Genomic DNA, 22,695 nt, shown 5'->3' with positions numbered 1-22,695 from the left:
GGATGCGGGCATGGACGACGTGGACGCCGCGGAGCTGCGGCGGGCGTACGAGGCGGTGCTGACGGAAGTGGACGCCGGCGGGTTCGGGCCACCCGAGGAGGGTGAGCTGGGCGCCGACCAGATCGTGGCGCACCTGGCCGCCAACGACGAGTTGATGAGCGAGGCGACCGAGGCGGTGCTGGCCGGGTCGCCGTTCGCGTACTACGACCTGGAGACGATTCACCGGCCGCAGCTCGACGCCCTGGTCTCCGAGTGCGGCGGGCTGGACGGGCTGGCCGCGCTGCTGCGGGCCACCAGCCAGAAGCTCTGCGCGCTGGCCGAGCGGCTCGGGCCGGCCGCGGAGACCCCGGTGGACACCGTGCTGCGTGAGGGCTTCGACCTGGACGTGGACGACTCGCTGCCCTGGGGGCGGGTGCTGGACCTGCACACCCGCGTGCACCTGCCGATGCACCTGGCCCAGCTCCGCGCCCTGCGCCGGCAACCGCACCTGGCCTGAGCGGCAGGTCAGGGCCCGGGGTCGAGCCGCCCGCCGCCTGAGTTTCAGGTCAGGGCCCGGCCGCCTGAGTCCCAGATCAGGGCCGGCGGAACGTCCGGCGGTACGTGGTGGGGGCGACGCCGACCCGGTGGTGGAAGTGCTGCCGGAAGGCGGCGGTGGTGCCGAAGCCGGAGCGCCGGGCGATCTGGTCGACGGTCAGGTCGGTGGTCTCCAGCAGCAGCCGGGCGTGGTCGGTGCGCTGCTGGAGCAGCCACTGCGCCGGGCTGATCCCGGTCTCGGAGCGGAAGTGCCGGGTGAAGGTCCGTACGCTCATCCGCGCGTGCGCGGCCAGGTCGCGCAGGGCGACCGGCTCGTGCAGCCGCTGCCGGGCCCACTCCCGGGTGGCGGCGGTGCCGGCCTCCGCGGCCCGGGGCACCGGGCGTTCGATGTACTGGGCCTGGCCGCCGTCCCGCCACGGCGGCACCACGCAGCGGCGGGCGGCCCGGTTGGCCACCTCGCTGCCGTGGTCGGTGCGGATGACGTGCAGGCAGAGGTCGATGCCGGCGGCCACCCCGGCCGAGGTGAGCACCCCGTCGGAGTCGAGGAAGAGCACCTCCGGATCGAGGTCCACGGCCGGGTGGAAGCGGCGGAAGCGGTCCGCGTACGCCCAGTGGGTGGTGGCCGGGCGGCCGTCGAGCAGGCCGGCGGCGGCCAGCACGAACGCGCCGGTGCAGATCGACATGATCCGCGCGCCCCGTTCGTGGGCGGCCCGCAGCGCCGCCGCCACCTCGGGGTCCAGCGTCCCGTCGGTCAGCGGCGGGCCGTCGTGGATGCCGGGGACGATGACGGTGTCGGCGGATGCCAGCAGCTCCAGCCCGTGCTCGGGGAGGACCTGGAAGCCGGCCGTGCTGCGCACCGGCCGCCCGCCCGGGGTGCACACCTCGACGCGGTAGAGCGGCGTCAGGTCCTCGGTGCGGGCGGTGCCGAAGACCTGCGACGGGGTGCCGAGGTCGAGGCTGACCACGTCGTCGAGGGCGAGCACCGCGATCCGGTGCGGCACGATAGTCATGGCCCGATTATTGCGCATGCTGGCTTTCCGGCCACTCGTCGCGCGGTCCGCCGCCCCCGAGACTCGTAGCGTGATCCGACACCGTCTCCACCCGGCCTGGCTCGTGGCCGGCGTCTCCTTCGTCGCGCTGGTCGGCGCGGCCGGCTTCCGTGCCACGCCCGGGGTGCTGCTGCACCCGCTGCACGCGGAGTTCGGCTGGCCGCTCGCCACCATCTCCGCCGCCGTCTCGGTCAACCTCATGCTCTACGGGCTCACCGCCCCGTTCGCCGCCGCGCTGATGGACCGCTTCGGCATCCGCCGGGTGGTGGCCGGCGCGCTGGTGCTGGTGGCCCTCGGCAGCGGGCTGACCGTGGCGATGAACGCGAGCTGGCAGCTGATCCTCTGCTGGGGCGTCCTGGTCGGCCTGGGCACTGGCTCGATGGCCCTGGCGTTCGTGGCGACGGTGACGGGGCGCTGGTTCGTCCGCCGTCGCGGCCTGGTCACCGGGGTGCTGACCGCCGGTGGGGCGGCCGGTCAGCTGGTCTTCCTCCCGCTGCTCGCCGTGCTGGTCCGTGACCACGGCTGGCGGGTGGCGGCACTGGTCGTCGCCGGGGCCGCGCTGGCGGTCGTACCCCTGGCGGTGTGGCTGCTGCGCGAGCACCCGGCGGATCTCGGCCTGCCCGCCTACGGCGCGACCGAGGTGGTCCCGCCGCCGCCGGCCACCGGCGGGGCGGCGGCCCGGGCGATCGGCGCGCTGACCGCCGCCGCGCGGACCCGGCCGTTCTGGCTGCTCGCCGGCGGCTTCGCGATCTGCGGTGCGACCACCAACGGCCTGGTCGGCACCCACTTCGTGCCGGCCGCGCACGACCACGGGATGCCGGAGACCACCGCCGCCGGCCTGCTCGCCCTGGTGGGCCTCTTCGACATCGTCGGTACGGTCGCCTCCGGCTGGCTCACCGACCGGGTGGACAGCCGGCTGCTGCTCGGCGCCTACTACGCGCTGCGCGGCGGCTCGCTGCTGGTGCTGCCCAGCCTCTTCGCCGGCAGCGCACAGCCCAGCATGCTGGTCTTCGTCATCTTCTACGGCCTGGACTGGGTGGCCACCGTGCCGCCGACCGTGGCGCTGTGCCGGGAGTGGTTCGGTGCGTCCGGCGCGGTGGTCTTCGGCTGGGTCTTCGCCGCCCACCAGGTCGGTGCGGCGCTCGCCGCGACCGGCGCCGGGCTGGTCCGCGACCAGCTCGGCGACTACGCCCCGGCCTGGTACGCGGCCGGCGCGCTGTCGATCGGGGCGGCCGGGCTGTCCCTGCTGCTGCGCCGGCGCGGGGACGAACCGGTGGCGCCGGTCGCGCTTCCGGTCGCCGCCGGCCGCCGAGCCTGGAGCTACCGCGGCTGACCGGTCAGCCGGCGGTCCACTGCTGCTCGGGAGCGCCGGTGCAGGGGGCCTGCACGAGCTTGGTGCCGGGCTGGGTGCCGGCCCCCTCGGGCTGCGCGCACTTGCCGCTGTGCACGGCGACCAGCAGCACCGCGCCCGGGCCGGCGGGCTGCAACCGCCACTGCTGGTTGCCCTGCCCTTGACAGGGGTACTGCTGGAGCTTCGCGCCGTCGTCGGTGCTGCCCCCCTCCACGTCGAGGCACTGGCCGTACGCGGCCACGGTGAGCGCCACCGCGTCCGGGGCGAGCTGGTTGGCCGCCCACTGCTGCTCCGGCCCGCCGGTGCAGGGGGCGAGCTGCGCCTTCGCCTGCTGCTGGTCGCCCTCCAGTCCGAGGCAGAGCCCCGAGGGCACCGAACGGAGCGCCTTCGGCCCGGCCGCCGGGGCCGGCGGGGTGGTCGCCGCCGGGGTCGGCGACGGCGCGGCCGGGGTGGTCGGCGCCGCCTCCGTCGTGGGCGCGGCCGCGCTCGACCCGCTCGCCGCGGGGGTGGGCACGGCCGCCGCCGGCACCACCGGCTGGTCTTCGCCACCGCCGAGCACGCCGGTGGCGAAGAAGAGCCCCAGGAGTACGCCGACCACGGCGACGCCCAGCGCGATCCGCATCAGCGGGTCCTGCGGCAGGCCGGGGCGGCCCGGACGGCGGGCGCCGTACACGGTCCCCGGCGGATCGGTGCGTGGGTCGGACATGGGGGCATCCTGAACCACCGCGACCGTCGATGGCCAATCGCCTCGACGGAGCGTGACTCAGTCGACGACCTTGACGTCCTTCCAGAACGCCACCCGGTCGCGCACCATCTCCGCGTCCGGCTTCGGGTCGGGGTAGTACCAGACGGCGTCCTCGCTGGTCCGGCCCGCGTGTTCCAGGCTGTAGTAGGAGGCGGTGCCCTTCCACGGGCAGAACGTGTGGGTGGCGGAGTCGCGGATCAGGTCGTCGCGCAGCGCCGTACGGGGGAAGTAGTGGTTGCCCTCGACCACCACGGTGTCGTCGCTCTCCGCGACGATCAGGTCGTTCCAGACGGCTTTCGGCATGCTCCCACGCTATGCCGGGACGGGCGGGGACGGCCAGCGGTCAGCGGGCCGGTTCCGGGTCGGTGACGTCGGCCACGGTCGCGGACAGCGTGGCGATGGCGGCGTCCGCGTCGACCGCCACGGCCACCCCGTGCTCGCCCGCGCCGAGGGTGATCTCCCGGCCGCGCAGCCGCTCGTCGGCGATCACCGGCCAGGCGGTGGTCGAGCCGAACGGGGTGATGGTGCCGCGCTCGTATCCGGTGGCCGCCTTGGCCGCCGCCGCGTCCGGCATGGACATGCGGCTCACCCCGAGCAGTTGGCGCAGCTTGGGCCAGGAGATCACCCGACCGCCGGGAGTGAGCACGAACAGGTGGTCGTCCTCGCCGCGGCGTACCACGATGGTCTTCACCACGTCGGGCACCGCGACCCCGCGCGCCTCGGCCGCCTCGGCGAGGCTGCGGACCGGACCGTGCCGGATCACCCGGTACGGCAGTCCGGCGGCGTCGAGGGCGGCGATGGCGGGGGACGGCATGCCCGCCACGGTAACCCGGCTGTCGCACACCGGACGCGAAACCGCCACTGTGGTCATCCCACGAATCGTCGTACCCGGGCGTAAGGTGATCTCATGCACGCTGTCCGTGATCATGAACGGGCGGTGGACACGCTGCGGCGCTCGTACGCCGCGGTGCCCGCCGGGGAGCCCGTACGGCTGGCCAAGCAGACCTCCAACCTGTTCCGCCCCCGATCCGCGCCCCGCGCGCCGGGGCTGGACGTCAGCGGGCTGACCGGGGTGCTCTCCGTCGACCCGGACGCCCGCACCGCCGACGTGCAGGGCATGTGCACGTACGAGGACCTGGTCGACGCGACCCTGCCGCACGGGCTGATGCCGCTGGTGGTGCCGCAGCTGCGCACCATCACCCTGGGCGGCGCGGTGACCGGGCTGGGCATCGAGTCCACCTCGTTCCGCAACGGCCTGCCGCACGAGTCGGTGCTCGAGATGGACCTGCTCACCGGGGCCGGCGAGATCGTCACCGCCCGGCCGGAGGGGGAGCACGCCGAGCTGTTCCGGGCCTTCCCCAACTCGCTCGGCAGCCTCGGCTACGCCACCCGGCTGCGCATCGAACTCCAGCCGGTCCGCCGGTACGTGGCGCTGCGCAACATCCGGTTCACCCGGCTGGAGGAGTTGACCGACGCGGTCGGCGAGGTGATCGCCAAGGGGTCCTGGGAGGGCGACCCGGTCGACGCGATGGACGGGGTGATGTTCAGTCCCGGCGAGGCGTACCTGGTGCTGGGCACGTTCACCGACGACGCGGCGGGGCGGCCCAGCGACTACACCGGCCAGGACATCTACTACCGCTCGCTGCGCCGGCGCACCCGGGACGTGCTCACCACGTACGACTACCTCTGGCGCTGGGACACCGACTGGTTCTGGTGCTCGGCGGCGTTCGGGGTGCAGCACCCGGTGGTGCGCCGGCTCTGGCCGCAGCGCTACCGGCGCAGCGACTTCTACCACCGGCTGGTGCGGCTGGAGCACCGGCACCAGGTGGCCGCCCGGATCGACCGCTGGCGTGGCCGCCCGGCCCGGGAGCGGGTGGTGCAGGACGTGGAGATCCCGCTCGACGGGACCGCCGACTTCCTGCGGTGGTTCGCCCGGAACGTGGGGATGACCCCGGTGTGGCTCTGCCCGCTGCGGCTGCGCGAGCCGGCCGGCCCCGGATCCGCCCGGGCCTGGCCGCTGTATCCCCTCCAACCGGGGGAAAGCTATGTGAACATCGGTTTCTGGGGGAGTGTGCCGATCGCCGAGGGCGCCGCGGACGGCGACGTCAACCGGGCGGTCGAGCGCGCGGTGTCGGAGGCGGGCGGGCACAAGTCGCTCTACTCCGACGCGTACTACGAACGGGACGAGTTCGACCGGCTCTACGGCGGCGACTTCTGGCGCGCCGTTCGGGACCGGTACGACCCGGACCACCGGCTCACGGGACTCTACGAAAAGGCGGTGGCACGACAGTGAGCTTGATCGACCGTGAACAGGGGGCGACCGGCGCCCCGTCCGGCCCGCCGGCGGGGGGCCGGCGTACCGGCCCGACCGTCGCCGACGTGGTCCGTGCCGTCACCACCGGCGACCTGCCCATCCGCATCACCGGGTACGACGGCAGCGCGGTCGGCCCGGCCGACGCCGGGATCACCCTGGCGATCCGTACCGAGCGGGGCCTGTCGTACCTGCTCACCGCCCCCGGCGACCTGGGCCTGGCGCGGGCGTACGTGAGCGGCGACCTGGGCCTGGAGGGCGTGCACCCGGGCGACCCGTACGAGGCGTTCCAGGTGCTCAAGGACGACGTGCACCTGCGCCTCCCGTCGGTGGGCGAGGCGCTGGCCCTGGTGAAGGGGCTGGGCTGGGAGCGGCTGATGCCGCCGCCGCCCCCGCCGCAGGAGTCGGCGCCGCGCTGGAAGCGGGTGATGAACGGGCTGCGCCACTCGCGTACCCGGGACAGCAACGCGATCTCCCACCACTACGACGTCTCGAACGCCTTCTACGAGAAGGTGCTCGGCCCGTCGATGACGTACACCTGCGCGGTCTTCCACCGCCCGGAGGACACCCTGGAGGAGGCGCAGCGGGCCAAGTACGACCTGGTCGCCGGGAAGCTGGCGCTCAAGCCGGGGATGCGGCTGCTCGACGTCGGCTGCGGCTGGGGCGGCATGGTCCGGCACGCGGCCCGCGAGTACGGCGTCAAGGCGCTCGGCGTGACCCTGTCGAGGGCGCAGGCCGAGTGGGCGCAGGCGGCGATCGAGCGGGAAGGGCTCGGTGAGCTGGCCGAGGTGCGGCACCTGGACTACCGGGACGCCCCGCGCGAGCAGTTCGACGCGATCTCCTCGATCGGCCTGACCGAGCACATCGGGGTGCGCAACTACCCGGCGTACTTCGGGGCGCTGCGCAGCCGGCTGAAGCCGGGCGGGCGGCTGCTCAACCACTGCATCACCCGGGCGGACAATCGCGCCCCGCACCGCTCCGGCGCCTTCATCGACCGGTACGTCTTCCCGGACGGCGAGCTGGCCGGGCCGGGCCGGCTGATCAGCGAGATCCACGACGCCGGGCTGGAGGTGCACCACGAGGAGAACCTGCGCCAGCACTACGCGCTGACCCTGGCCGGCTGGTGCCGCAACCTGGTCGAGCACTGGGACTTCTGCGTGAACGAGGTCGGCTCGGGCACCGCCCGGGTGTGGGGCCTCTACATGGCGGGCTCCCGGCTGGCCTTCGAGCGCAACGACATCCAGCTGCACCAGGTGCTCGCCACCCACAACGGCCCGCAGGGGGTGAACGGCTACCCGCTGCGTCCCGACTGGACGCCCTGACCGACGGACGACCCGGAAGGCCGCGCGATCCGCGCGGCCTTCCGTCGTGCTAGGGGCAGGGCCGGAGACTGTCGGTTCGGCCAGTCAACCTTCGGGCCGTACCCGTCGTCCTTGGTGGCGACGAAAGGAGAGCCGGTGTGGCGGAAGAAGCGCTTCGAGGGGCTGGACGTCCTCGTCGCGGAACGCGGCGGTGCCCTGCTCGCGACGGCGGTGCTGCTGACCGGTAGCCGGGCCGCTGGGGAGGACCTGGTGCAGGCGGCGCTGGAGCGGCTGATGCGCAACTGGAGCCGGGTGCACGGCGACAAGGAGGGATACCTGCGTCGCACGCTGTACCACCTGGCGGTCGACCGGTGGCGGCTGCGCCGGCGCCGGCCGGAGGTGCTGATCTGGATCGAGCCGCCGGGCCAGCCGGACGGCACCGACGCGCTGCACCTGCGGCAGGCGCTCATCCAGGCGCTGGGCCTGCTGCCGCCCCGGCAGCGGGCCGTGCTGGTGCTGCGGTACTGGGAGCAGTACAGCGAGGCGGAAGCCGCCGACCTGCTCGGCTGCTCGGTCGGCACCGTCAAGTCGACCGCCTCCCGCGGCCTGACCCGGCTCCGTGAAATCACCGCCGACTGGGCGCTGGACGCCGCCGGCATGAAGGGAGCAGCACGATGAGCACCGACCTCGAGGACCAGCTGATCGCCGGGATGCGGGACGCGGCCGCCGGCCTGACGTTCCGCCGGGACGTGCTGGGTGAGGCCACCCGCCGCCACCGGCGGCGCACCGCCCTGCACCGCAGCGCGTACGCGGCGGGTGTGGTCGGGGTGGTCGGGGCGTTGGCCGCGGTCGTGACCGGCGGCGCCGGTTCCCCGGGCGGCACCATCCACTCGCCGGGGCCGGTCGCCGAGCGGTCCGTGGCGGCAAGCCCCGAGCCGCCGCAGCTGCGCCTGGCCGCGGCCGCTGCGGCCAGCGAGAACATCAGCTACCGGGTGAAGGTCACCACCACTTCGACGGACAAGCCCGCCAAGCCCGGGACGCTTTCCGAGCCGGAGAGCGAGCGCTGGGTCACGGTGGGGGCCTTCGACCCGGCCACGGCCACCGGCTACCTGGACTCGCCGTACACCGGGATGCGTCCGGCCGCCATTTCGGGCTGGGCGCACGAGCGGCTGATCGACGGTGTCCGGTATGTCGGGGGCCCGGACAGTGCCGACCCCGACAACGGGAAGATCGTGTGGGGCCGGGAGGCGGGGCAGCACGACAGCCTCGACTATGCCATGGCGATGGGTGGTGGCCTGGGCGCGTCGGCGAGCCCGGCGGAACTGTTCCGGGTGCTGGGCGGCGCGGGTGCCACGGTCACGGAGAAGGCTCCCGGCGTCTACCACTTCGAGGTCACGATGCAGAACCCCACTCCCAAGATCCTCTCCGACAGGCTCGTCGGCGAGGTGACGGTCGGCGCGGACGATCGGATCGCGCAGGTGGCCTATGTACGTACGACCCGGATCGCCAACAGGCCGAGGTTCAACTCCGACCTGAACGTGGTCATCAAGCTCTCCGACTACGGCCTGCCGGTGAAGGTCGAGGTGCCGGCCCCGCTGATCTGGTCGAGGTAGCCGACGGCTCAGCACGAAAAGGCCGCGCGATCCGCGCGGCCTTTCGTCGAACCCATTGACAAAGAAGTTTTGTACGTACAAACTGATTTTTGCCATGAGAGACGTCCTGTACCTGGAAGAGCGTGAGCAGGCCGAGACCCTGCTCAAGCCGCAGCGCATCGAGGTGCTGCGGCAGCTCGCCGAGCCCCGCACCTGCACCGAGGTCGCCGCCCGGCTGGACCAGACGCCGCAGCGCGTCTACTACCACGTCAAGCAGCTGGTCGCGGCCGGCCTCGTCGAGCAGGTGTCGGCCCGCAAGGTGCGGGGCATCAGCGAGGGCATCTACCAGGCCGTCGCCCGGTCGTACTGGCTCTCGCCCCGCCTGGTCGGCCGGATCGGGGGCGGCCGCCGGGCCCGCGACGAGCTGAGCCTGGGTTACCTGCTCGACCTCATGGAGGAGGTCCAGGCGGACATCGCCGCGCTGGACCGCACCGCGCCGGAGCTGCCCTCGATCGGGGTGTCCGGCGAGATCCGGGTGCCGGCCGAGCGCCGGCAGGAGTTCCTGCACGACCTGCAGACGACGCTGCAGGACCTGTTCACGCGCTACGGGGGCGCCGAGGGGGACGCCTTCAAACTCGCCGTGGCGTGCTATCCGAAAGGTGACGACCGTGAGTGAACCGTTGACCGTCCGGGCCCGACTCGCCGCCCCGGTGGACGCCGTGCGCCACGCCCTGATCGACCCCGCCGAGCTGCGGATCTGGCTGGCCGAGCACGCCGAGGTCGAGCTGCCGCACCGGTACGAGTTCTGGGGCCGCTACACCCCCGAGGGTGACGCCCCGCACCAGCGCCTGCTGCACGCCGACGAGCAGGGGCTGCGCTTCGCGTGGCTGCTCGACGGCGTCGAGACGACCACCGAGTTCGCGCTCGCGCCGGAGGGCGACTCCACGGTGCTGACGCTGCGGCAGAGCCACTACGACTTCGCCGAGGCGATGAGCGGCAGCAGCATCCGCGGGGTGCTGCAGACCTTCTGGGCCCTGTCGATCGCCAACCTCGCCGCCCGGGTGGAGGGCATGCCGCTGCTGCCCCGCACCGACTTCACCTCGACCGAGCTGCGCGCCGAGCTGACCATCGCGGCCGCCATGGACCGGGTGTGGACGTCGCTGACCGACTCCGAGCAGGCCAGCGCCTGGTTCGGCTACCCGATCGGGATCGAGCCGTGGGTCGGCGGCCGGTACGCCATGGGCGGCTTCGAGACCGGGTACGCGGCCAAGGTGGTCGACCTGGACCCCGGCCGGAAGATCTCGGTGGACTGGGGGCCGGTCGGGGTCAGCACCTGGGAGCTGGCCGAGTCCGACGGGAAGACGAAGCTGACTTTGGTGCAGAGCGGCTTCGACGAGGGCAACCCCCCGTACGCGGCGTGGTGCGGCAACGTGTCCGGGCTGTTCGAGCTGCGCCGCTTCCACGAGATGGCCGACTGGCAGCCGATCTGGCTCGCCGCGGAGCTGCCGACCGGCGCCTGAGCCGGCGGCTCCCGTCCCTACCGCCGCTCCCGTCCCTGCCGCCGGTGCCGCTTCCGGCGGCGGGGACGGGTTGCCGGCGGCTGCGGCGGACGGGCCGGGAAAGGCTCAGCCGGACAGCTCGGCGGCCCGGCGGAGCAGGGCGCGTCGCTCCGGCTCGGAGCGCACCGCCTCGGCCGCCGCCCGGAACAGCGCCGCCCCGCGTACCCGGTCGCCCAGGCGGGCGGTCAGCTCGGCCTCCGCGGCCAGCGCGGGCGGATAGCCGTCCAGCGCCCCGCCGGCGCGGGCCTCGGCGAGCAGGTCCAGCCCGGACCCGGGGCCGTACGCGTAGCCGTGGGCGACCGCCCGGTTGAGCCGGACCACCGGGGTGGGGCGGAGCCGAACCAGCCGGTCGTAGCAGCGGGCGATGGCCGGCCAGTCGGTGTCGGCGGCGGTCGGGGCGGTGGCGTGGCAGGCGGCGATCCGGGCCTGGAGGGCGTACGGGCCGTCGCCGGCGCGGTCCAGCAGCGCGACGCCTTCGGCGATGGCGTCGTGGTCCCAGCGGGAGCGGTCCTGCTCGTCGAGGGTGCGCAGGTCGCCGTCGGCGTCGCGGCGGGCGGCCCGGCGGGAGTGGTGCAGCAGGAACAGGGCGAGCAGGCCGGCCACCTCGGGCTGCTCGGGCATGAGCGTGTGCAGCAGCCGGGCCAGCCGGACCGCCTCGGTGGCGAAGGCGGGTTCGCCGTCGGCGTCGTACCCCCGGGTGAACAGCAGGTAGAGCACGGCCAGGACGCCCGGCAGCCGCTCGACCAGCGCGGGCCCGGTCGGCACCCGGTACGGGACGCCGGCGGCGGCGATCTTCGTCTTGGCCCGGGTGAGCCGGCGGGTCATCGTCGACTCGGTGACCAGGAAGGCGCGGGCGATGTCGGCGGTGGGCACCCCGGCCACGGTGCGCAGGGTCAGCGCGACCCGGGCCTCCAGGGCCAGCGCGGGGTGGCAGCAGGTGAAGATGAGGCGTAACCGGTCGTCCACCACGTCCCCTCCCGTCGGTGCCGGCTCCGGGTCGGTGAGCAGGGCCAGGTCGCGCAGCTTGCGGCGTTCCACGGCGGCGCGGCGCAGCACGTCCACGGCCCGGTTCCGGGCGGCCGTCATCAACCAGCCGCCCGGATTCCCCGGTACGCCGTCCCGGGGCCACCGTTCCAGCGCCGCCGCGAGAGCCTCCTGGGCGCAGTCCTCGGATACTGCACCGCTACCGTGTACTGTGAAACCCATGACGGTCACTCTCCCCACCACGCTTCGCGTCGGCATCTACGGCCGCGAGAGCAAGGACAAGACCAAGAGCGTGTCGGACCAACTGGCGCTCGGACGCAAGGTCATCGACGGCGAACCGGGCTGGCAGATGGCAGCTACCTACGACGACGGCAGCTCGGCCAGCCGGTTCGCGCGCAAGGGCCGCGCCGACTGGTCCCGCCTGCTCGCCGACCTGGCCGCCGGGAAGCTCGACGTCCTCATGCTGTGGGAGAGTTCACGGGGGTCCCGTGAACCGGTCGACTGGTTCGGCATGCTGGCGCTGTGCCGCAGCCGCGGAGTGGTGATCCACGTGATCTCCCACGAGCGGACCTACGATCCGCGACGGGCGCGGGATTGGAAGACCTTGGCAGAGGACGGCGTGTCGAGCGCATACGAGACAGAGGTGACCTCGGAGCGCGTCCGCAAGGGCGTCGCGTCGGCGGCTGCCGCTGGCGGCGTGCACGGCCGCGCCCCGTTCGGGTACGAGCGCGTCTACGACGACCGGACCCGCGAGTTCATCGAGCAGCGCAAGAGCGTCGACGCCCCGATCGTGGTGGAGATCTTCGAGCGCATCGCCCGGTCAGAGCCGATCGTCTCCATCGAGCGTGACCTGAACGCGCGAGGCGTCCCGTCGCCCGAAGGCCGCCAGTGGTCCCGGCACACGATCCGCCGCCTCATCCGCAACGACGCCTATCGCGGCCAGCGCCGCCACCGCGCACACCGGGAAGGCGAGGCACCCACCGACAACCGGTACAAGGCGGTCTGGCCGGCACTCGTCAGCGAAGACCTCTTCCAGCGAGCCAACGCGGTGCTCGTCCGGCCCGGACGGCGCGACGCCAAGCCAGGCAAGACCAAGTGGCTCCTGTCGTACCTCGGCACCTCGCCGTGCGGCGGGCCGCTGCGGGTGCAGCCCGCCAGGCCGGGGCACAACGCGGCTCGCTACGCCTGCTTCGCCGACTCTTGCGTCACGATCGCCGTGGCCGAGACAGACGAGATCGTCACGCGGCTGATCGTCGGTCGCCTCGCGCAGCCGGACGCCCGGGACCTGCTCACCGTGGACGACAGCGCCGTACTGCAGGCGCGCGCCGAGGCCGCCGCGCTGCGGAAGAAGCTGGCCGAGGCCCGTGACATGTGGGAGCACGACCGGCTCAGCCTTGAGTCGTTCGTGGACATGGAGGCCCGGCTCAAGCCGCGGATCGAAGACGCCGACAAGCGCGCCGTGCCGGTCACCGCGCCGGGCGCGCTGCCGGAACTGCTCGACGCGGCCACCTTCGGCGTGGAGCGGGTGCGGCACGTCTGGGACGGTCTGAGCGTGGCCGCCCGGCGAGAGGTCATCGCGCTGCTCGCGGAGGTGGTCATCGGAAAGCCGACGCGCCGGCTGTCCCGGTCGACTCCCGAAGATGACCGGCTCGCTGAGGCGGCAGCCCGGCTGGCCGGGTCACGGTGGGTCGGCGACAGCCGCACGTGGGGAGAGCTGGCGGCAGCGGCCGGCGTCTGATCAACCGGGGGCGTACACTCGACCCAAGTAAGTCACCGAGCAGCACCACCAACCCGTCACAGCGCGCCCCGCCACCCGGAACGGCGAGGCCGCCCACCTCCTAGAGGCACCGCCCAGATCGGGCGTCGTTGCCATGCGTGGACGGCGGGAGGGGCATCCGTGCCTGCCAAGACCCCTGAGGAACGCCGCGCCATCGGGCGCATCGCCATCGCCGCAAGGCACCACCCCAACGAGCCAGAGCGGCAGCTCGAAGACCGGCGCACACTCCGCGCCGCCCAAGCCGAGCGGTACATCCGGGCCATCGTGGACGGCGCGCCCCCGCTCACCGACGACCAGCGGCGGCGACTCGCCGCGCTGCTCGCCCCAGCACCTGCGGCCCCTACCGCAGGCGAGTGAGCCCCGCGCGTGGTGCCGCCGCCGCCCGCGGCGCAGTCGAATCCCGGGCACTCGCCCAGCTCGTGCGCGTCAACGCCGCCGCCGCCAGCATGGCCGCCCGCCGGCTTGAGGCCGCGACCGGCGACCGGTACTGGCGGCCCGGGGTGCTCACCCCGGAGACGCTGGCCGACCTGGCCGACGCTCACCGGCGGCTCGGCGAACTGCTCGCCCTCGCGAACGGAGGCGGGCCGACATGACCAACGAGAAAGCGGCCCCCCAGGCAAGAGGCCGCACTCCCGGTCAAACGACGACACGCACCCCGATCGTACCGCCGGGGCGGCGGTGGCGGCGGGTGTGCATCGCCCGCGACCGGCGCAACCAATGGGCGCTCTACGCCTGGCGCCGCACCTCCAGTCAGGACGAACCGTCGTGACCAGGTGGATCTGCTGGCGGGCAGTACGGTGGGCGCTCGACGCGCCCGCCGACCTCCCCACCGGCCCCGCATTCACCCTGGTCGCGCTCGCCTGCTACGCCGACGAAACCGGGCGCAACGCATACCCCAGCACGGACACCCTGGCGAGGCGAGCACGGCGCAGCAAGCGGCAGGTGCAGCGCGACCTGGACGAGCTGGAGAAGCGGGGTCTGATCCACCGTGGCGATCAGGGCGTGGCCGAGCACGTACGGGCGGACCGCCGGCCGGTGGTGTGGGATCTACCCCTGCCACGGGACGACACGGTGTCACCCCGTACGGGCGAGCGGGATGACACCGTGTCGCCCCGTCGCCCCCGCACGGGGCGACATCAGCGACGCCACGGGGTGACAACAGCGACGCCACGGGGTGACACGGTGTCACCCGAACAGAATCAAGAAAAGAACCATGACCCGCGCACGTCGTCGCGCTCCGCTGCGCGGCGCGACACACGCGCGCGTCCGGCCGTCGCGCGCGGAGACAGCGACACCCGGCGCGTCAAAGAGCGCGCCGCCCGCGAGGCCCGCGAACGGTACGGACTCAACGACGACGACGCCCGCGCGGTGGCGTACTCGCTGACGGTCGGCGGCTACGTGCCGCCCAATGAGTGGACCGAGCAGGCATGGGCCGAGGCGTACCGCGACGCCATCGGCGACGGAGGCACCAGCACATGACCCCCATCGATCCCACCGCCGCCGTGCTCGGCGTCGCCCTGGCGATGCTCAGCGACGACGACGACACCGCGTACCCCCTCGCCGCATGGCTCACCGGCAACGACGTCCGCCGCATGAGCCTGCTCGCCTGGACCATCAACGAGTGGAACACCGCCGGCTGCCATCACCACGGCATCGACACCTGGCGACTCAAGCTGGTCACCGCACTCGGCAACCACCTCGGCCATCACACACAGTGACCGTTTTTAGAGATCCACAACCCCGGAAGCACGCCGCTGCTTCCCGCTTTTCTCTCTCCCGTCGAGACATCGCGCTGACCAGCGCAAACGCAAGATCGAAAGGGGCTAGGAATGGACAAGATCACCGATGAGCGGCTGCGCCGGATCGCACTCCTCAAGGCGATTACCCAACGTGATGCTCAAGGGTATTTCGCCCTACTCTGGGACCTGCCGGCTGATCGCGCGGAGCGGATGATCGATTGCACGTTCCGGCTGACGTGGCGGATGACGTGCCGGATGGGCCGGGAGGGTTGGTGCCAGGCGCTCGACGGGATGCACGCGACCGAGCTGGCGCGGCTGTGGCTCGACGCCGAGGGCCTCTGGCCCGACGCTGACGAGGCGTAGACTCGCCGGTGATCAGGTCGTCATGGTCGCGGCGGTCCCGCTTGTTAGGCCTTTCGGGGCGGGGCCGCCGACCGGGCGGATGTCCCCGGCGCACCCCCCGGCGGCTTGGTCCGGCGACGGAGCGGCGACCCGCAGATGACGGACGGCGCACCGGTGCCCACGTCCGCGGAGATTCGCGGTCCGGCTTCCGGCAGCTCGCGCGCACTTCCACCGTGGAACGACATGAACGGGAGTGTGTGGCACATGCCCACCATTGATGAGCTGATCGGGCAGGCGGAGGACGTCGAGCGGGCCGCCGAGCGAACCATCGCTGAGCACACCGCCGAGGTGCGGGCCATCGCCGCGAAGATGCAGGCCGCCGGCCAGGAACGGCTGACCGCTGCCCAGAACGCCTACGTCACTCGGCTGATGGAGCAGACGAAGGCGGCGCAGGCGGACCGGGCGGGGGCGCAGGCGCGGCTGAAGGAGCTGCGTACGGTCCGCGCCGAGGAGGACGAGGTGCAGCGGCTGATGGCGCAGCGGTCACCGGCGCCGGGCATGCCGGGCGGTGCGGGCCGTGACGAGACGTACCGGATCGGCACGACTGACGGCCAGGGGCGCGGCGTGGACGGGCCGGCGCGGTGGGTGCGGTCGACGGACGGCAAGCCTGCCGTGGTTGAGCGCGGCGAGCGGTTCGCCGACCACCACGTGGTGCGGCAGTACGCCGCCGCCCGGCACCACGCCGAGCAGGCGATCATCGGTCAGCATGGCGGCATCGGTCAGCAGGTGCGGGCGCTCGCCACGACCGGCGGTGGTCAGGCGGTGGTGCCGACCGAGTGGGCGGGGCAGATCATCGACCGGGCGCGGAACCTCGCCGCGGTCCTGCAGGCGGGCGCGCAGATCGTGCCGATGGACGCGAAGACCGTCCAGATCGGCCGGCTCACCGGCGACCCGACCGCAGGGTTCCGCACGGAGGGCAGCGCGATCACCGCCAGCGATCCGACGTTCGACAACGTGACGCTGGACGCCAAGACGCTTTCGGCGTTGACGATCGGCAGCATGGAGTGGTTCCAAGACGCGGTCAACGCGGACGAGCTGGTGGAGGAGGCGATCGCGCAGGCGATCGCGCTTCAGCTCGACCTCGTGGGGCTGTACGGCGGTGTCACCTCGGGGGCCGGCACGATCAACCTGCCGTACCCGAACCCGAACCCGCGCGGAGTGCTCGCGACCTTGCAGGCGCTCGCGCCGACCAGCGTGCTTGGCACTGCCGCGACCAACGGCACCGTGCAGACGGCGGCCACCTTCTGGTCGGAGATCATCGACACGATCTACACCCCGAGGGACAACAACGAGTCGCCGAACGCGCTGCTGTGGAACAGCAAGGCGGCGCGCAAGTACGCGAAGGCGACCGACACCACGGGGCAGCCTCTGGCGGTGCCGCCCGACATTCAGCAGATGGCCCGGCTCACCACCAACCAGATCCCGTCGTACACCAAGGGCACCGGCCTGAACATGACCGACGTGTTCGTCGGTCGCTGGCCGTTGCTGCTGATCGGCCAGCGGCTGAGTCTGGAGATCCAGGTGCTGACCGAGCGGTACGCGGAGCAGGGGCAGATCGGCATCGTGGCGCACTGGCGCGGTGACGTGGCGCTCGCCCGTCCGCGCGCGTTCGCCGTTTTCCAAGCGATCCAGGGGGCGTGATCATGAGCCGGGAGAACACCAGTCCGCAGGCGGCGTCCATCGCTGCCGCCGCGTCGGCGACGGCTGCCGCTGGCCGTGCCGTCACGTCGCCGGGGTACCTGCACATCAACGATCCGGAGTCGGGGCAGCGGCTCAACTACGCCCCGGGGGAGACGCTGCCCGAGTGGGTGGCCGAGGCGCTCGCCGACGCCGGCCGGGTCTCTTACGACCCCAAGACGCGGGTGTGGACCGTGGCCGACGCCCCGACCGCCGACAAGGTGCAGGCCGGCAAGTGAAGCCCGGTCAGGTCTGGGAGTGGATCGCGGACATGATCAGCCGTAACCGGCTGACCGGCGGCAGTGGGTCCCGGCCCCAGGCGAACGGCTACACCATCGACGGGGTGAGCTACCCCCTGGAGGGACAGCCGCCGACGGCGCAGGGCGGCAACTGGGGACCGCCACCCCGGCGGTGGCGGTGACCGGCGGTGGCCAGCGGCAAGAAGCTCGCTGACGCGTACCTGGAGCTGCGCGCCGACGACTCCAAGCTGACGCCGGACGTCAAGGTCAAGGCGCAGCGGGTGGGCAAGGAGTTCGGCGGGCAGCTCAACCGCGCGTTGAAGGCGCTGAGCCTCGACCCGGTGGACGTGAAGGCCGACCCCAAATCGGCGCTGGCGTCCATCGCCGTCACCCGCGACCGGCTGCGGCAGCTGTCGAACGATGCGGACAGCGTTGAGATGCGCATCCGCACCGAGCGGGCGCTCACCCAGGTCGAGCGGTTCCGCAAGCAGCTCGGCGGCGTCGACGACGACCCCGTGACCGTGCAGGCCGACCCGTCGCCAGCGCAACGCCAGATCGAGCAGCTACGCCGCCAGATCACCGCCCTCGGGCTCGACCCGGTGGACCTGGACGCCGACCCCACCGCCGCCCTCGTGGCGATCAAGCGCGTGGACGCCGAGCTTCGCCGGCTGTCCGGGGAGGCCGCCACCGTCCACGTCCGCGTCGACGCCGAGCACGCCCGCGCCAGCCTCGCCCGGTTCCGCAAGCAGCTCGGCGACGCGGGCGGTGACGCGGGGGTCGACGCCGCGTTCAGCTTCGCCGCGCAGCTCAGCGCGAAGCTCGGCCCCCTGCTGGCGCGGCTGCCCCTGTCACCGCAACTGGCCGCCGCCCTCGCTGTCGCCGGGGCCGCCGCCGCGCCGGGCCTCGCCGCCACGATCTCCGCGGCGATCCTCGGTGGCGCCGGGGCGGGCGGCATCATCGGTGGGGTCACCATCGCCAGCCGCCACCCGGCGGTGAAGGCGTCCGCCACCTACACGGGCGACCTGTTCTCGCAGGCGCTGGAACGGGCCGGCGTGTCGTTCGTGCCGGCCACGCTGGACGCCCTCGCCCAGGTGCGGGGGGAGATCCCCGAGATCGAGCACGACCTGACCCGGGCGCTGTCCGCCGCGTCACGGTTCGTCGGACCGTTGACCAGTGACTTCCTCGCCGGAGCGAGGGAAGGCGTTGACGGGTTCGCTGACGCGGTGGAGCGGGCCGGCCCGGTCGTGGACGTGCTCGGCAGCATCGCGGAACGGTCGGGCCGCCTCATCGGTGACATGCTCACCGGCGCGTCCGAGCACGCCCCGGAGGCGGCTCGCGCCCTGGCGCTGCTGTGGCAGATGTTTGAGTTCGGCACCCGCAGCATCTTCGGCACGATCGAGACGCTGTCGACCGCGTACGGCTGGTTCCTGAAGCTGTCCGCGGCGGTGACCGGCAACACGGAACTGCTCGGCCGGCTGGCGGCGGAGGAGGCCAACGCGAAGGCGTCCGGCGGTGACCTCTCGCAAGGGCTGCAAGACCTGCTGAACGGATTCACCCAGGCCGGCACCGGGGCGGCCAGCATGGGCGCGCAGGTGCGGTCGCTGAAACAGATCATCGACGACTTCACCGGCCAGGCCCTCGACGCCCGGCAGGCCAGCCGGGACTACGAGGCCGCCATCGACGCCGCCACCGAGGCGGTGAAGCGCAACGGCGTCGGTCTCGACATCGGCACCGCGAAGGGCCGCGCCAATCAGCAGGCCTTGGACGAGCTGGTGCGCACCACGCAGCGCAAGGCCCAAGCGACGTTCGAGATGACCCAGGACCAGGAGAAGGCCAACGCCGTCACCGAGCAGGGCAAGACCGCGTTCATCCAGGCCGCGACGGCAATGGGCATGAGTGCCACGAAGGCCCGGGAGCTGGCGAACAGTCTGTTCCAGATCCCCGACGTCGACCGCACCGTGACGATCCGCAACAAGCAGGCTCTGGACGCGATCCACGCGGTGCAACAGTCCCTCGGCAAGATCAAGGATCTGCACGTCGGGGTGTACTACGACATCCACGGCAACCTGAAACTGCCAGGCGGAACGCAGATAAAGGGCGCGGCCGGCGGCGGCCCCGTGGACGACGCACCCGGCCCCAAGGGTGTCGACTCCCAGCTGTACGCGCTGGCCAAGGGCGAGCACGTGTTCGCCGCGGACGAGGTGGACCGGCTCGGCGGGCAGCGGGCAGTGCTGGCGCTGCGCCGGCAGATCATGTCGTGGCCCACCGGCTGGCGGCCCGGCACCACCACGATGGCGCCGGCCGCCGTGGCAACCTCCCGACCGCGGGTCATGGACTCCGGCGGCCACCTGATGCCCGGTTGGAACCCGCCGATCTGGAACGGCACCGGCCGGCCGGAGCCGGTCACCACCGCCCGGTCGATGGACGCGCTGACCGCCGAGATGCAGGCGACGCGCCGTGACGTGGTCGATGCGCTTGAGGCAGTCGTGGACGCGGTCGGCGGGGTCGCGCCCGCCGTCGGCCGAGCGATCAACGGAGTCGGGCAGACACTCGCGATCCGAGGCCGCACCGGGGCGTGGCCGCGCTAGTCGTCGGGCTCAAGGCCAGCCGCCCGGCAGATCCGCCGCACGCTCTCCCGGTTGTAGCCCGTCACCGCCACGATGTCCCGCTGTCGGCGACCGGCCCGCGCAGCGGCCACAATGGCCGCTGCGAGACGTTCCCGCGCGCGGGTGGCATTGGTGCGGGCGTCGGCCACGATGCGCTTGGCTTCGGCTTGCGCGGTGTCGATGGCGGCCTGTGCCTCGCGGTAGTCGCGCGTGGCGGCCTCAAGGTCGTCAGGCACGCGGCCATGCTGTCACGTCGTCGCCATGCCTCACGCGGCTCGCCCACATGCGGCCACATCGACACCTACCCGAGTCGGCCACGTGGCGCGTAGTGTCTGTGGCATCACGTAAGGCGGCCCCCGGCCAGCGCTCACGACGCTCACCGAGGGCCTTGATCGACCCCAGGGAGGTCGACCCATGCGCACCCTACCCACCGCGCTGCCAACCTGTGGAGAGCGCGCCGCCTATCGGATCGAGGTCTACACCCCCGCCCCGGACGGCAGCAGCAGCAGTCTCGACGCCTCGGCGTACGTTTGCGGCATCCACGTCGACCAGGCCGTGGCCGCATACCGGGCCGCCGACCTGAACGCCTTCCGGGTGCCGCTGGCCCCGGACATCGACCGCCCGTGCGGGCACGTGCACATCTTCCCCACCGGCACCCTCGCCGACCCCGCCGAGCTGCCACACCCCTACTGGTGCGCACGCGGGCCGCTATGCACCCAGCGGGGCGTACACCACTCCCGGCCCCTGCCCGTCGCCACCGACACCGCCACCAACGACGTGTGCGTGTGGCTGCAGCAGACCCACCACCCCGCCAACGGCGAACCGATGCTGGTCGTCGAGGTGATCGAGGACGACGGGCAACCACACCACACCTGGCTGTCCCTCGGGCAGGGCCGCGTACTCACCTACCAGGTGCGCCGGCTGCTCGACCTCAGCAAGACCCGGCGGTCGTGACCGCCAACCGGCAGCGGCCCGCCGCCCGGCAGCCGCTGCGCGTCGTCATCGCCATGCCCACCGACAACACCGGAGACTGGCTGCTCACCGCCGCGCAGCACGCCCAGGCCCGCGGCTACCAGATCGTCGCCGTGGCGCCGCTGCGCGAGGCCCTGTTCCTGGTGCTCGGCGGCACCGCCGATCTCGTGCTGGTCACTGACGGGTGGGCGGAGCTGACGCAGATGATCGAGGTGATCGGACGCACGCCGGCCCCAACGGTGCCACGACAGCAGCAACAGCGGCCCCGTGACGTGGCGTCGGTGAGCCGTCCCCGCGTGATCCGCCGGCCGCGCTGAGAGAGGGTTGGACCGTGAGCAGGTTCTTCTACCGTCGTCCGACATACCCGCCCGCGCAGCTCGTGACGGAGGTGATCGTGGTGCTCTACCGGGCCGGCATCGAGATCGACACGCCGGACGACTCGCAGGCGGTGGACGCCGCTGCGGTGGCTCTGCTCCGCTCGCTCGGCGTCGACCCGTATGAAGGCGACTTCACCCTGAGCTAGATCCCACCGAGACGTGGCCTACCTTCCCCCCGGAGGTAGGCCACGTCTCACTTTAGTGGTTGTAAATCCTCGGCGAGGGTCCAGTCGCCGGTGATGCGGATCAGGGTGGCCACGATCCGCGGGTACGCCTCGGCACCCGCTTCGGCGACCACCCCGGCCGCGTCGGTCACCGGCTCAGTCCACCAGGGGGCGCAGCTCGATCCGCCCTCCGTACGCCATCGGGTGGGCCCGGGCCACCTCGATCGCCTCGTCGAGGTCGGCGCACTCGAGCAGGTCGAAGCCCACGATCACCTCCTTGGTCTCGGCGAACGGACCGTCGCTGAGCAGCAGCTCGCCGTCGCGTACCCGGACGGTGGTGGCCGCCGACGGGGGCGCGAACCGGCTGCCGGTCACGCGCTGGCCGCTGGCGTCCCGTTCGGCCACCCACTTCTCGATGTCGGGCGCGGCGTCGGGGTTCCTGTCCGGCTCGGTGTCGGTGCAGACGAGCATCATGTACTTCATGGTGTCTCTCCTCCGGTTGTGCTTCCATCCAGCCTGACGAACGGGGGTCGCGCATCCGGACAGCCGGCGGCGAGGAAATTCGTGGGTGTGTTCCGGCCCCGCCCGGGGTACTGCCGGGCGATGTTCTTCATCTTCGGGCTCCGGACCAAGGTCGTCCGGTCCGGCGTCGTCACCGAGGTCTGCCGCAACTGCGGCAACCAGGCGGCCCAGGTCATCACCCGGCGGGCCACGAAGTTCACCCTCTTCTTCATCCCGCTGATCCCGGTGCGCACCCGCTGGACGAAGCAGTGCACCTTCTGCGGCGCCCAGTTCGACCTCTCCCGGGCCGAGGCCGAGCGCCTCCCGATCGGCTGACCGTGGCCCGCTTCCTCTGCTGGCTGATCGGCCGCCCGCCGGTCACCCCGCCGCCCGCCCCGGTGCACACGGTCGCCCGCCCGCCCTGCACGCCCGGCCGCCGGCACCGGCGCCGCCGCCGGCCGTCGGCGGGCGCGCTCTCGCCCCGCTCGCCCTGGAACCGCTCCGCCGGCCGCTGACCGCGCCGTCCCCGCCCGGAATCGCCCCACGGCACTGGCGCCGGACCGGCTGACCGTCCCTGTAGTGGGTGTCAGGGCGTCGGGTGTCTTGGTCATCGAGCACCCGACGGACGGCCGGGACAAGTCCTGAGAGCGGTATGTCTCTGAGACATAAATATGTCCCAGAGACATATCAATCTTGAGGGCAGGCGTCTCCCCACGCGACACGCGGCACCACTCGGCGCCCGCGACTGGGAACGCGGCCGGGGCTGGTGGTGGCGCCGGCTGCGGGAACTCTGAGCGCCGGTGGGCGGCGGCTAT

The 22,695-nt window shown here is 72.8% G+C and carries 31 protein-coding genes; 23 read left to right on the top strand and 8 right to left on the bottom strand.

Features of this window, described 5'->3' with window-relative positions; genetic code table 11:
* Positions 1-19: 19 nt before the first annotated feature.
* Positions 20-496 (top strand): hypothetical protein, encoded by a 477-nt coding sequence (locus ACGFI9_RS31995; protein ID WP_393184021.1) that lies wholly within the window; start codon positions 20-22, stop codon positions 494-496.
* A 76-nt stretch (positions 497-572) separates the two neighbouring features.
* On the opposite strand, the gene ACGFI9_RS31990 is transcribed toward ACGFI9_RS31995, so the two are convergent.
* Positions 573-1,562: a GlxA family transcriptional regulator gene (locus ACGFI9_RS31990; RefSeq protein ID WP_393183945.1), complete on the bottom strand. Its 990-nt coding sequence runs from the start codon at positions 1,560-1,562 to the stop codon at positions 573-575.
* A gap of 52 nt (positions 1,563-1,614) precedes the next feature.
* On the opposite strand from ACGFI9_RS31990, the gene ACGFI9_RS31985 reads away from it, so the two are divergent.
* Positions 1,615-2,916, top strand: a complete 1,302-nt coding sequence (locus ACGFI9_RS31985) for an MFS transporter (RefSeq protein ID WP_393183943.1) — start codon at positions 1,615-1,617, stop codon at positions 2,914-2,916.
* Positions 2,917-2,920: 4 nt separating this feature from the next.
* On the opposite strand, the gene ACGFI9_RS31980 is transcribed toward ACGFI9_RS31985, so the two are convergent.
* The 3 genes from ACGFI9_RS31980 to ACGFI9_RS31970 are packed head-to-tail and all read right to left on the bottom strand — an operon-like array spanning position 2,921 to position 4,493.
* Positions 2,921-3,640 (bottom strand): RICIN domain-containing protein, encoded by a 720-nt coding sequence (locus ACGFI9_RS31980; RefSeq protein ID WP_393183941.1) that lies wholly within the window; start codon positions 3,638-3,640, stop codon positions 2,921-2,923.
* A 57-nt stretch (positions 3,641-3,697) separates the two neighbouring features.
* Positions 3,698-3,982, bottom strand: a complete 285-nt coding sequence (locus tag ACGFI9_RS31975) for a DUF427 domain-containing protein (protein WP_393183939.1) — start codon at positions 3,980-3,982, stop codon at positions 3,698-3,700.
* 40 nt (positions 3,983-4,022) lie between these two features.
* A complete protein-coding gene (locus ACGFI9_RS31970; RefSeq protein ID WP_393183937.1) occupies positions 4,023-4,493 on the bottom strand; it encodes an aminoacyl-tRNA deacylase in 471 nt (156 codons plus the stop codon).
* Positions 4,494-4,586: 93 nt separating this feature from the next.
* Between ACGFI9_RS31970 and ACGFI9_RS31965 the strand changes: the two genes are divergently transcribed.
* From ACGFI9_RS31965 to ACGFI9_RS31940, 6 genes are all read left to right on the top strand, one after another.
* Positions 4,587-5,972 (top strand): FAD-binding oxidoreductase, encoded by a 1,386-nt coding sequence (locus tag ACGFI9_RS31965; RefSeq protein WP_393183935.1) that lies wholly within the window; start codon positions 4,587-4,589, stop codon positions 5,970-5,972.
* Complete coding sequence (locus ACGFI9_RS31960) at positions 5,969-7,312, top strand: class I SAM-dependent methyltransferase (RefSeq protein ID WP_393183933.1); 1,344 nt, start codon at positions 5,969-5,971, stop codon at positions 7,310-7,312. The genes ACGFI9_RS31965 and ACGFI9_RS31960 overlap by 4 nt, the downstream gene beginning before the upstream one ends.
* A 135-nt stretch (positions 7,313-7,447) precedes the next feature.
* The gene (locus tag ACGFI9_RS31955; RefSeq protein ID WP_393183931.1) at positions 7,448-7,969 is read left to right on the top strand and encodes a SigE family RNA polymerase sigma factor; all 522 of its coding nucleotides are present in this window, start codon (positions 7,448-7,450) and stop codon (positions 7,967-7,969) included.
* Positions 7,966-8,904 (top strand): hypothetical protein, encoded by a 939-nt coding sequence (locus tag ACGFI9_RS31950; RefSeq protein WP_393183929.1) that lies wholly within the window; start codon positions 7,966-7,968, stop codon positions 8,902-8,904. Before ACGFI9_RS31955 ends, ACGFI9_RS31950 begins: the two co-directional genes overlap by 4 nt.
* Positions 8,905-8,998: 94 nt before the next feature.
* On the top strand, positions 8,999-9,559 hold the full coding sequence (locus ACGFI9_RS31945) for a helix-turn-helix domain-containing protein (protein WP_393183928.1): 561 nt from the start codon (positions 8,999-9,001) through the stop codon (positions 9,557-9,559).
* Positions 9,552-10,403, top strand: coding sequence for an SRPBCC domain-containing protein (locus ACGFI9_RS31940; protein ID WP_393183926.1), 852 nt, complete (start codon positions 9,552-9,554; stop codon positions 10,401-10,403). The genes ACGFI9_RS31945 and ACGFI9_RS31940 overlap by 8 nt, the downstream gene beginning before the upstream one ends.
* Positions 10,404-10,508: 105 nt before the next feature.
* On the opposite strand, the gene ACGFI9_RS31935 is transcribed toward ACGFI9_RS31940, so the two are convergent.
* Positions 10,509-11,648, bottom strand: coding sequence for an RNA polymerase sigma factor (locus tag ACGFI9_RS31935; protein WP_393183924.1), 1,140 nt, complete (start codon positions 11,646-11,648; stop codon positions 10,509-10,511).
* Between ACGFI9_RS31935 and ACGFI9_RS31930 the strand changes: the two genes are divergently transcribed.
* The 10 genes from ACGFI9_RS31930 (at position 11,647) to ACGFI9_RS31885 (ending at position 19,848) form a co-directional block, all read left to right on the top strand.
* Positions 11,647-13,164: a recombinase family protein gene (locus ACGFI9_RS31930; RefSeq protein WP_393183922.1), complete on the top strand. Its 1,518-nt coding sequence runs from the start codon at positions 11,647-11,649 to the stop codon at positions 13,162-13,164. The genes ACGFI9_RS31935 and ACGFI9_RS31930 overlap by 2 nt on opposite strands.
* Positions 13,165-13,323: 159 nt before the next feature.
* On the top strand, positions 13,324-13,560 hold the full coding sequence (locus tag ACGFI9_RS31925; protein ID WP_393183920.1) for a hypothetical protein: 237 nt from the start codon (positions 13,324-13,326) through the stop codon (positions 13,558-13,560).
* A complete protein-coding gene (locus tag ACGFI9_RS31920; RefSeq protein WP_393183918.1) occupies positions 13,557-13,796 on the top strand; it encodes a hypothetical protein in 240 nt (79 codons plus the stop codon). The genes ACGFI9_RS31925 and ACGFI9_RS31920 overlap by 4 nt, the downstream gene beginning before the upstream one ends.
* A gap of 172 nt (positions 13,797-13,968) precedes the next feature.
* Positions 13,969-14,682 (top strand): helix-turn-helix domain-containing protein, encoded by a 714-nt coding sequence (locus tag ACGFI9_RS31915; protein ID WP_393183916.1) that lies wholly within the window; start codon positions 13,969-13,971, stop codon positions 14,680-14,682.
* Positions 14,679-14,921, top strand: a complete 243-nt coding sequence (locus tag ACGFI9_RS31910) for a hypothetical protein (protein WP_393183914.1) — start codon at positions 14,679-14,681, stop codon at positions 14,919-14,921. The genes ACGFI9_RS31915 and ACGFI9_RS31910 overlap by 4 nt, the downstream gene beginning before the upstream one ends.
* A gap of 111 nt (positions 14,922-15,032) precedes the next feature.
* Complete coding sequence (locus ACGFI9_RS31905; RefSeq protein WP_393183912.1) at positions 15,033-15,305, top strand: hypothetical protein; 273 nt, start codon at positions 15,033-15,035, stop codon at positions 15,303-15,305.
* A gap of 243 nt (positions 15,306-15,548) precedes the next feature.
* Entirely contained in the window at positions 15,549-16,985 is a 1,437-nt protein-coding gene (locus ACGFI9_RS31900; RefSeq protein ID WP_393183911.1) for a phage major capsid protein, read from the top strand.
* Positions 16,986-16,987: 2 nt separating this feature from the next.
* Positions 16,988-17,260 (top strand): hypothetical protein, encoded by a 273-nt coding sequence (locus ACGFI9_RS31895; RefSeq protein ID WP_393183909.1) that lies wholly within the window; start codon positions 16,988-16,990, stop codon positions 17,258-17,260.
* Positions 17,257-17,442, top strand: a complete 186-nt coding sequence (locus ACGFI9_RS31890; RefSeq protein WP_393183907.1) for a hypothetical protein — start codon at positions 17,257-17,259, stop codon at positions 17,440-17,442. The genes ACGFI9_RS31895 and ACGFI9_RS31890 overlap by 4 nt, the downstream gene beginning before the upstream one ends.
* 6 nt (positions 17,443-17,448) lie before the next feature.
* A complete protein-coding gene (locus tag ACGFI9_RS31885; protein ID WP_393183905.1) occupies positions 17,449-19,848 on the top strand; it encodes a hypothetical protein in 2,400 nt (799 codons plus the stop codon).
* Here ACGFI9_RS31885 and ACGFI9_RS31880 read toward each other — a convergent pair.
* Positions 19,845-20,102, bottom strand: coding sequence for a hypothetical protein (locus ACGFI9_RS31880; protein ID WP_393183903.1), 258 nt, complete (start codon positions 20,100-20,102; stop codon positions 19,845-19,847). The two genes, ACGFI9_RS31885 and ACGFI9_RS31880, sit on opposite strands and share 4 nt — an antisense overlap.
* Positions 20,103-20,280: 178 nt before the next feature.
* Here ACGFI9_RS31880 and ACGFI9_RS31875 point away from each other — a divergent pair, with 178 nt between their 5' ends.
* Genes ACGFI9_RS31875 through ACGFI9_RS31865 form a run of 3 tightly spaced genes read left to right on the top strand, consistent with a single transcriptional unit; the run spans position 20,281 to position 21,361 of the window.
* On the top strand, positions 20,281-20,820 hold the full coding sequence (locus tag ACGFI9_RS31875) for a hypothetical protein (protein WP_393183902.1): 540 nt from the start codon (positions 20,281-20,283) through the stop codon (positions 20,818-20,820).
* Entirely contained in the window at positions 20,817-21,155 is a 339-nt protein-coding gene (locus ACGFI9_RS31870; RefSeq protein ID WP_393183900.1) for a hypothetical protein, read from the top strand. Before ACGFI9_RS31875 ends, ACGFI9_RS31870 begins: the two co-directional genes overlap by 4 nt.
* Positions 21,156-21,169: 14 nt before the next feature.
* Positions 21,170-21,361 carry a hypothetical protein gene (locus ACGFI9_RS31865; RefSeq protein ID WP_393183898.1) on the top strand — a complete coding sequence of 64 codons (192 nt, stop codon included), beginning with the start codon at positions 21,170-21,172 and terminating at the stop codon, positions 21,359-21,361.
* A gap of 47 nt (positions 21,362-21,408) precedes the next feature.
* Here the strand turns inward: ACGFI9_RS31865 and ACGFI9_RS31860 are convergent, their stop codons facing one another.
* Both ACGFI9_RS31860 and ACGFI9_RS31855 read right to left on the bottom strand, forming a co-directional pair.
* A complete protein-coding gene (locus tag ACGFI9_RS31860; protein WP_393183896.1) occupies positions 21,409-21,531 on the bottom strand; it encodes a hypothetical protein in 123 nt (40 codons plus the stop codon).
* A gap of 4 nt (positions 21,532-21,535) precedes the next feature.
* Positions 21,536-21,862: a YciI family protein gene (locus tag ACGFI9_RS31855; protein ID WP_393183894.1), complete on the bottom strand. Its 327-nt coding sequence runs from the start codon at positions 21,860-21,862 to the stop codon at positions 21,536-21,538.
* Positions 21,863-21,943: 81 nt separating this feature from the next.
* Here ACGFI9_RS31855 and ACGFI9_RS31850 point away from each other — a divergent pair, with 81 nt between their 5' ends.
* On the top strand, positions 21,944-22,216 hold the full coding sequence (locus ACGFI9_RS31850; RefSeq protein WP_393183892.1) for a zinc-ribbon domain-containing protein: 273 nt from the start codon (positions 21,944-21,946) through the stop codon (positions 22,214-22,216).
* Between the two features lie 2 nt (positions 22,217-22,218).
* On the top strand, positions 22,219-22,395 hold the full coding sequence (locus ACGFI9_RS31845; protein ID WP_393183890.1) for a hypothetical protein: 177 nt from the start codon (positions 22,219-22,221) through the stop codon (positions 22,393-22,395).
* The last annotated feature ends 300 nt before the right edge of the window (positions 22,396-22,695 follow it).

Source organism: Micromonospora sp. NPDC048930 (assembly GCF_043197935.1).
GTDB lineage: Bacteria > Actinomycetota > Actinomycetes > Mycobacteriales > Micromonosporaceae > Micromonospora.
The sequence above is the reverse complement of the archived record's forward strand: the minus strand, read 5'-3'. Positions and strand labels throughout refer to the sequence as shown.

Coding starts and splice junctions, on each gene's coding strand:
- ACGFI9_RS31975 (WP_393183939.1), bottom strand. CDS start 3,982: ATGCCGAAAGCCGTCTGGAACGACCTGATCGTCGCGGAGAGCGACGAC.
- ACGFI9_RS31905 (WP_393183912.1), top strand. CDS start 15,033: ATGGACAAGATCACCGATGAGCGGCTGCGCCGGATCGCACTCCTCAAG.
- ACGFI9_RS31895 (WP_393183909.1), top strand. CDS start 16,988: ATGAGCCGGGAGAACACCAGTCCGCAGGCGGCGTCCATCGCTGCCGCC.
- ACGFI9_RS31910 (WP_393183914.1), top strand. CDS start 14,679: ATGACCCCCATCGATCCCACCGCCGCCGTGCTCGGCGTCGCCCTGGCG.
- ACGFI9_RS31950 (WP_393183929.1), top strand. CDS start 7,966: ATGAGCACCGACCTCGAGGACCAGCTGATCGCCGGGATGCGGGACGCG.
- ACGFI9_RS31875 (WP_393183902.1), top strand. CDS start 20,281: ATGCGCACCCTACCCACCGCGCTGCCAACCTGTGGAGAGCGCGCCGCC.
- ACGFI9_RS31970 (WP_393183937.1), bottom strand. CDS start 4,493: ATGCCGTCCCCCGCCATCGCCGCCCTCGACGCCGCCGGACTGCCGTAC.
- ACGFI9_RS31945 (WP_393183928.1), top strand. CDS start 8,999: ATGAGAGACGTCCTGTACCTGGAAGAGCGTGAGCAGGCCGAGACCCTG.
- ACGFI9_RS31965 (WP_393183935.1), top strand. CDS start 4,587: ATGCACGCTGTCCGTGATCATGAACGGGCGGTGGACACGCTGCGGCGC.
- ACGFI9_RS31855 (WP_393183894.1), bottom strand. CDS start 21,862: ATGAAGTACATGATGCTCGTCTGCACCGACACCGAGCCGGACAGGAAC.
- ACGFI9_RS31935 (WP_393183924.1), bottom strand. CDS start 11,648: ATGGGTTTCACAGTACACGGTAGCGGTGCAGTATCCGAGGACTGCGCC.
- ACGFI9_RS31990 (WP_393183945.1), bottom strand. CDS start 1,562: ATGCGCAATAATCGGGCCATGACTATCGTGCCGCACCGGATCGCGGTG.
- ACGFI9_RS31980 (WP_393183941.1), bottom strand. CDS start 3,640: ATGTCCGACCCACGCACCGATCCGCCGGGGACCGTGTACGGCGCCCGC.
- ACGFI9_RS31930 (WP_393183922.1), top strand. CDS start 11,647: ATGACGGTCACTCTCCCCACCACGCTTCGCGTCGGCATCTACGGCCGC.
- ACGFI9_RS31900 (WP_393183911.1), top strand. CDS start 15,549: ATGCCCACCATTGATGAGCTGATCGGGCAGGCGGAGGACGTCGAGCGG.